The sequence below is a fragment of the Rhizobacter sp. P3_B12 genome (assembly GCF_056402895.1).
In genome coordinates this window covers 1-6,682 of record NZ_JBFUGN010000277.1, presented here as the reverse complement: position 1 = coordinate 6,682, position 6,682 = coordinate 1, and the positions used below count along the sequence as shown (strand labels likewise).

The 6,682-nt window shown below is 69.1% G+C and carries 8 protein-coding genes; 4 read left to right on the top strand and 4 right to left on the bottom strand.

Features of this window, described 5'->3' with window-relative positions; translation table 11 throughout:
- Positions 1–572: cache domain-containing protein (locus tag AC1D01_RS15850; RefSeq protein WP_477867830.1), on the bottom strand; the 572-nt coding region annotated here is incomplete at its 3' end.
- Entirely contained in the window at positions 569–1,198 is a 630-nt protein-coding gene (locus AC1D01_RS15845; protein WP_477867828.1) for a methylamine utilization protein, read from the bottom strand. The genes AC1D01_RS15850 and AC1D01_RS15845, both read right to left, overlap by 4 nt.
- A gap of 224 nt (positions 1,199–1,422) precedes the next feature.
- Between AC1D01_RS15845 and AC1D01_RS15840 the strand changes: the two genes are divergently transcribed.
- Complete coding sequence (locus AC1D01_RS15840; RefSeq protein ID WP_477867826.1) at positions 1,423–1,992, top strand: CAP domain-containing protein; 570 nt, start codon at positions 1,423–1,425, stop codon at positions 1,990–1,992.
- 22 nt (positions 1,993–2,014) lie between these two features.
- Here AC1D01_RS15840 and mnmA read toward each other — a convergent pair whose 3' ends face one another.
- On the bottom strand, positions 2,015–3,115 hold the full coding sequence (gene mnmA, locus AC1D01_RS15835; protein ID WP_477867824.1) for a tRNA 2-thiouridine(34) synthase MnmA: 1,101 nt from the start codon (positions 3,113–3,115) through the stop codon (positions 2,015–2,017).
- Entirely contained in the window at positions 3,112–3,612 is a 501-nt protein-coding gene (locus AC1D01_RS15830; RefSeq protein ID WP_477867822.1) for an NUDIX hydrolase, read from the bottom strand. The genes mnmA and AC1D01_RS15830 overlap by 4 nt, the downstream gene beginning before the upstream one ends.
- A 141-nt stretch (positions 3,613–3,753) precedes the next feature.
- Between AC1D01_RS15830 and AC1D01_RS15825 the strand changes: the two genes are divergently transcribed.
- The 3 genes from AC1D01_RS15825 to AC1D01_RS15815 are packed head-to-tail and all read left to right on the top strand — an operon-like array spanning position 3,754 to position 6,628.
- Complete coding sequence (locus AC1D01_RS15825) at positions 3,754–4,869, top strand: Re/Si-specific NAD(P)(+) transhydrogenase subunit alpha (protein ID WP_477867820.1); 1,116 nt, start codon at positions 3,754–3,756, stop codon at positions 4,867–4,869.
- 11 nt (positions 4,870–4,880) lie between these two features.
- Positions 4,881–5,207 (top strand): NAD(P) transhydrogenase subunit alpha part 2, encoded by a 327-nt coding sequence (locus tag AC1D01_RS15820; RefSeq protein ID WP_047501305.1) that lies wholly within the window; start codon positions 4,881–4,883, stop codon positions 5,205–5,207.
- Positions 5,204–6,628 (top strand): NAD(P)(+) transhydrogenase (Re/Si-specific) subunit beta, encoded by a 1,425-nt coding sequence (locus AC1D01_RS15815; RefSeq protein ID WP_477867818.1) that lies wholly within the window; start codon positions 5,204–5,206, stop codon positions 6,626–6,628. The genes AC1D01_RS15820 and AC1D01_RS15815 overlap by 4 nt, the downstream gene beginning before the upstream one ends.
- Positions 6,629–6,682: the final 54 nt, after the last annotated feature.

The window sequence follows — 6,682 nt, the reverse complement described above, 5'->3', positions numbered from 1 at the left end:
ATCGGGAAGCCCATCAGCACCCAGCCGACCACCACCGGCGCGCGCATCGGCACCATCACCAGCTGGAACGGGCGGTGGCCGAGCACGACGATCTCGCTGGCGCGCTTGGAGGCGAGCGCCCGCGCGGCCAGACGCTGCGTGACCGGCAGCAGCTCCTGCAGGCCGGGCTGGGCGGCGGCGCGCAGCTGGAACTCGGTGTCGAGCAGCGCGGTGACGGTGGCGCCGATGCGCTCGCCGTGGTTGGCGAGCACCGACGCGATGGTGTCGGCATCGTTGCTGCTGACGGCGGCGCGGAAGCCGTAGTCGGCCGCCAGCAGGCTCGCGCCCTCAGTGAGCTTCTGCGCGTTCTGGTCGAGCACGCGGGTCAGCACGCGTTCGCCGACCAGCAGTTCGTCGTTGATGGCGGCGCGCGCGTTGCGATCGATGCTGGCGCGGATCGCGAGGAAGCTCGCGGCCTGCACGAGCAGCAGCAGCCCGAGGAACAGCACGACGATGCGCGTGCCCAGCGAACTGGCGATCCAGCGCGGCCAGTGGCGCGGGTGCAGCAGCTCGCGCAGCGGCGTCGGCGTCATGGCGCGCTCCCCGCGGCGACCGGCAGCTGGAGGCCGGCGAGTGTGTCGGCCTCGCCGATCGCGAGCGGCTGCGGCGCCGGCTCCTGGCCAGGCGCGACGCCGGCATGCCAGCCGCGCAGCCGGTAGCTGCCGGGCGGGAGGCCGTCGATGCGTGCGCGTCCGTCGGCGCCGGTGCGGGCGTGGTACGGCGTGTCGACGACGACCACCCAGGCGCTCATCCGGTCATGGATGTTGCAGCCGAGCACCGCGGCGCCGGGCTTGTCGAACACCACCGGCGCATTCGGCACGCCGGCGTAGAGCTTCAGCTCGAAGGTCTTGATCGGTGAGAACGAGTAGACGTGGTGCCGCACGGTGTCGAAGTTGGGAAAGGTGACCGGCGTGCCGACGGTGACGACCGTCAGCGACGGCTGGAACTGGCGCTTGCGCTGCGAGAGCTCGACGCCGGCCATCGGCTTGACGGCCGCCTTGCCGCTGGCGGGCTCCAGCATCACCACCGCATCGGCCAGCGGGCGGCCCGCCGGATCGGTCACCGCGACGCTGACGACCGCGCCGTGGGCGGCGGCGGCCAGCGACAGTGCCGTGGCACAGAGGCTGTGTCGGGTCAGGGACGGAAGGCGCAGACGCATGGTGGGTTGGAATCGCGGTCGATGGGGCATTGGTGCAGCGAAGGCCGCACCGCCTTCGGATATCGGCGGGCCGTCGACCGACTGAAGCCTGCACCCGGCGGCGCGTGCCGTGCATCACGCTTCGGCCCATCGCATGCACCGGGTCAGCAAACGCTTACGTTTTGGGCGCGTTGCTTCTCCCGGGTGCGTTTAGGCTGTGAAGCCCCCGGCTTCGGATACAGACCTTGTCGACCTCCTCACGACGTGCCCGCCTGGTGGCGCCCTGGTTGATGTTCATCGCCGCCTGCGGCGGGAGCAGCGATTCCGGCACGGCCGACGCCGGCGTGCCGGCCCCTGCCCCTGCCCCCGCGGCCTCCGGCACCTGCGACATCCCCGATTTCAATGCGCAGATGCTGGCGCGCATCAACGCCTTCCGCGCCAGCGCGCAGAATTGCGGCACCTCGGGCAGCTTCACGGCCGCGCCGGCGCTGGCCTGGAACGACAAGCTGACGCAGGCGGCCCTGGGCCATTCGCAGGACATGGCGACGAAGAACTACTTCTCGCACGACAGCCAGGACGGCCGCACCTTCTCCCAACGCATCACCGCGGCGGGCTACAGCTGGAGCGCCATCGGCGAGAACATCGCCGCCGGCCAGAACAGCATCGACAGCGTGATGACCAGCTGGCAGAACAGCGCCGGCCACTGCGCGAACCTGATGAGCAAGAGCTTCACGCAGGTCGGCGTGGCCTGCGTGCCGGGCGCGGCCGGTGCCGCGTACAGCCGCTACTGGACGATGGACCTGGGCAAGCCCTGATCCTGTCCGGGCCTGCTGTGACTCAGCCGGCGCTGGCGATCACGCCGCCGCCCAGGCAGACCTCGCCGTCGTACAGCACGGCCGACTGCCCGGGCGTCACGGCCCACTGCGCGGCGCCGAAGTTCAGGCTGAACCCGGCCTCGCTGCCTTCGAGCGCGCAGCCGGCATCGGCCTGGCGGTAGCGCGTCTTCGCGGCCATCGCACCGGCGAGCGGCGCCGCGCCGGCCACCCAGCTCGCATCGTCCGCCGTCAGCGCATGCGACTGCAGCCACGGGTGGTCRTGGCCCTGCACCGCGTAGAGCGTGTTGGCCGCCATGTCCTTGCGGGCGACGAACCACGGCGCGTGCTCGCTGCCGCCGCGCACGGCGCCCTTGTCCTTCAGCCCGCCGATGCCGATGCCCTTGCGCTGCCCGAGCGTGTAGAACGACAGCCCGACGTGCTCGCCGATCACCCGGCCGCGGTCGTCCTTGATGGGGCCCGGCTTGTTGGACAGGTAGCGGTTCAGGAACTCGCGGAACGGCCGCTCGCCGATGAAGCAGATGCCGGTCGAGTCCTTCTTGGCGGCGTTCGGCAGGCCGATCTCGGCGGCGATGCGGCGCACCTCGGTCTTCGGCAGCTCGCCGACCGGGAACAGCGTCTTGCTCAGCTGGGCCTGGTTCAGCCGGTGCAGGAAATAGCTCTGGTCCTTCAGCGGATCGAGCCCCTTCAGCAGCTCGAAGCGGCCGTCGCGCTCGCGCACGCGGGCGTAGTGACCCGTCGCGATCTTCTCGGCGCCGAGGCGCATCGCGTGGTCGAGGAAGGCCTTGAACTTGATCTCGGCGTTGCACAGCACGTCGGGGTTCGGCGTGCGGCCGGCCTGGTACTCGCGCAGGAACTCGGCGAACACCCGGTCCTTGTAGTCGGCAGCGAAGTTCACATGCTCGATCTCGATGCCGAGCACGTCGGCCACGCTCGCGGCATCGAGGAAATCCTGGCGCGTCGAGCAGTACTCACTGTCGTCATCGTCTTCCCAGTTCTTCATGAAGATGCCGATGACCTCGTGCCCCTGCTGCTTCAGCAGGTGGGCACTGACGGCGGAATCGACGCCGCCGGACAGGCCGACGACGATGCGTTGTTTCTTCACTTCAAGGGGACCGCAAAGACCGACTCGTCGGTCGTGATGAGGGACAGCGGGTGGTTGACGCCCGCCAGGTGGTCGTCGATGCAGCGCAGCAGCAGCGGGCTGCGGTGCCGGTGCACGCTCGCGCGGATCTCGTCGGGCGTCATCCACAGCGCACGCACGATGCCGGTGTCGAGCGCGCGCGACAGGTCGGGCTCGCCGACCGTGCCGCGGAACGCGATGCGCAGGTAGGTGTTGTCGCGCCCGGCGTCGCGCTCCGTGCGGGGGCGTTGCGAGCGCGACAGGTAGATGCCGACGATGCCGGTCGGCACGAAGGCGCGGGCGGTTTCCTCGAGCGCCTCGCGCACCACGCCCTGCAGCGGCGATTCGCCCGGATCGAGGTGGCCGGCGGGGTTGTTCAGGCACAGGCCGTCGGACGTGTGTTCCTCCACCAGCAGGAACCGGCCCAGGTGTTCGACGATCGCGGCAACGGTGACGCTGGGTTTCCAACGGGAGGACATCCGGCTGATTTTAAGGGCGGGTGTTGTGGCCCTGCATCGCGTGAGGGCGTGTGCCGGTTGTGAGCGCGAAAGCTTTGTGTAAGCTCTCGCGCCAGTTACACACACAAGATCCGACACAACAACGCACCCGAGGAGTCCGCCATGCTGATAGGGGTCCCGCTGGAAACAGCGGCTGGGGAAACGCGCGTCGCCGCGACCCCGGAGACGGTCAAGAAGCTCAAGGCGCAGGGCCATGTGCTGCGCGTGCAGTCGGGAGCCGGCATCGCTGCCAGCGTCACCGACGAGGCGTACGCCGCAGCCGGTGCCGAGATCGTCGACCGGGCCGGGGCCTTCGGCACCGAACTGGTGCTGAAAGTGCGCGCACCGTCGGTGGACGAGCTGCCGCTGCTGAAGACGGGCACCGCGCTGGTCGGCATGCTGAACCCGTTCGATCGCGACGGCCTGCAGCGGCTGGCCGAGGCCGGGCTGACCAGCTTCGCGCTCGAGGCCGCGCCGCGCACCACGCGGGCACAGAGCATGGACGTGCTGTCGTCGCAGGCCAACCTGGCCGGCTACAAGGCGATCATGATCGCGGCCGACCGCTACCAGCGCATTTTCCCGATGCTGATGACGGCGGCCGGCACCGTGAAGGCGGCGCGCGTCGTGATCCTCGGCGTCGGCGTGGCCGGGCTGCAGGCGATCGCGACCGCCAAGCGCCTGGGCGCGGTGATCGAGGCGAGCGACGTGCGGCCCTCGGTGAAGGAGCAGGTCGAGTCGCTGGGCGCGAAGTTCATCGACGTGCCGTACGAGACCGCCGAGGAGAAGGAAGCGGCCGAGGGCGTGGGCGGCTATGCGCGGCCGATGCCGCAGAGCTGGCTCGACCGGCAGAAGGTCGAGGTGGCCAAGCGCGTCGCGGCCGCCGACATCGTCGTGACGACCGCGCTGATCCCGGGCCGCGCCGCGCCGGTGCTGGTGACCGAGGAGATGGTGAAGGCGATGAAGCCGGGCTCGGTGATCGTCGACCTGGCCGCGGCGCAAGGGGGCAACTGCCCGCTGACCGAGGCCGGAAAGATCGTGGTCAAGCACGGTGTCACGCTGGTCGGCGAGACCAACCTGCCGGCGCTGGTGGCGGCCGACGCGAGCGCGCTGTATGCGCGCAACGTGCTCGACTTCCTGAAGCTCGTGCTGACGAAGGAGGGCACGTTCCACGTGCCGATGGACGACGACATCGTCGTGGCCTKCCTGGTGAGCCAGGGCGGCCAAGTCACCCGCAAATAAGGAGCGCGACGATGGATCCCGTGAGCCATACCCTGACCAACCTGATCATCTTCGTGCTGGCGATCTACGTCGGCTACCACGTCGTGTGGACCGTCACACCGGCGCTGCACACGCCGCTGATGGCGGTGACGAACGCGATCTCGGCGATCGTGATCGTCGGCGCGATGCTCGCCGCGGCGCTGACCGAGACGCCGCTGGGCAAGACGATGGGCGTGCTGGCGGTCGCGCTGGCGGCCGTCAACGTGTTCGGCGGCTTCCTCGTGACGCGGCGCATGCTGGAGATGTTCCGCAAGAAGGAGAAGAAAGCGATCGCCGCGCCGAAGGAGGGCTCGCAATGAGCATGAACCTCGTGACGCTGCTGTACCTGGTGGCCAGCGTCTTCTTCATCCAGGCCTTGAAGGGCCTGTCGCACCCGACCACGTCGATCCGCGGCAACCTGTTCGGCATGGCCGGCATGGCGATCGCGGCGCTGACCACGGCGGCGCTGATCGTCAAGCTGGCCGATGGCAACGCGCTCGGCCTCGGCTGGGTGCTGCTGGGCCTGTTGGTGGGCGGCACGGCCGGCGCGGTGATGGCCAAGCGCGTCGAGATGACCAAGATGCCGGAGCTGGTCGCCTTCATGCACAGCATGATCGGCCTGGCGGCGGTGTTCATCGCGGTGGCGGCGGTGGCCGAGCCGCATGCCTTCAGCATCGTCGCGAAGGGCGATCCGATCCCCGCCGGCAACCGGCTGGAGCTGTTCCTCGGCGCGGCGATCGGGGCGGTGACGTTCAGCGGCTCGGTGATCGCGTTCGGCAAGCTGTCGGGCAAGTACAAGTTCCGACTGTTCCAGGGCGCGCCGGTGCAGTTCGCCGGGCAGCATGTGCTGAACCTGCTGCTGGGCCTGGCGACCGTCGGCCTGGGCCTGGTGTTCGTGTTCACCGAAAGCTGGCCGGCCTTCTTCGGCATGCTGGCGCTGGCCTTCGTGATGGGCGTGCTGATCATCATCCCGATCGGCGGCGCCGACATGCCGGTGGTGGTGTCGATGCTGAACAGCTACTCCGGCTGGGCGGCGGCGGGCATCGGCTTCAGCCTGAACAACAGCATGCTGATCATCGCCGGCTCACTGGTGGGGTCCTCGGGGGCGATCCTGAGCTACATCATGTGCAAGGCGATGAACCGCTCGTTCTTCAACGTGATCCTGGGCGGCTTCGGCGGCGAGGCGGGCACGGCGGTGGCGGGTGCGCAGACGCAGCGCAACGTGAAGAGCGGCAGCGCCGACGATGCGGCCTTCGTGCTCGGCAACGCCGAGACGGTGGTGATCGTGCCGGGCTACGGGCTGGCGGTGGCGCGCGCGCAGCATGCGGTGAAGGAGCTCGCGGCCAAGCTGACGGCCAAGGGCATCACGGTGAAGTACGCGATCCACCCGGTGGCCGGGCGCATGCCGGGGCACATGAACGTGCTGCTGGCCGAGGCCGAGGTGCCGTACGACCAGGTGTTCGAGATGGAGGACATCAACGGCGAGTTCGGGCAGGCCGATGTCGCGATCATCCTGGGCGCGAACGACGTGGTGAACCCTGCGGCACACATCAAGGGCAGCCCGATCTACGGGATGCCGATCCTCGAGGCGTACAAGGCCAAGACGGTGATCGTCAACAAGCGGTCGATGGCGGCGGGGTATGCGGGGCTGGACAACGAGCTGTTCTACATGGACAAGACGATGATGGTCTTCGGGGATGCGAAGAAGGTCGTCGAGGACATGGTGAAGGCGGTCGAGTAGTCGGGCTGGCATTGGCGCTTCAAAGGCGCGTGCAGGGAGACTGTGGCTCGCCGG

Excerpts from the sequence above, each read along its gene's own strand:
- AC1D01_RS15845 (WP_477867828.1), bottom strand. The coding sequence starts at position 1,198 with ATGCGTCTGCGCCTTCCGTCCCTGACCCGACACAGCCTCTGTGCCACG.
- AC1D01_RS15830 (WP_477867822.1), bottom strand. The coding sequence starts at position 3,612 with ATGTCCTCCCGTTGGAAACCCAGCGTCACCGTTGCCGCGATCGTCGAA.
- AC1D01_RS15820 (WP_047501305.1), top strand. The coding sequence starts at position 4,881 with ATGGATCCCGTGAGCCATACCCTGACCAACCTGATCATCTTCGTGCTG.
- AC1D01_RS15815 (WP_477867818.1), top strand. The coding sequence starts at position 5,204 with ATGAGCATGAACCTCGTGACGCTGCTGTACCTGGTGGCCAGCGTCTTC.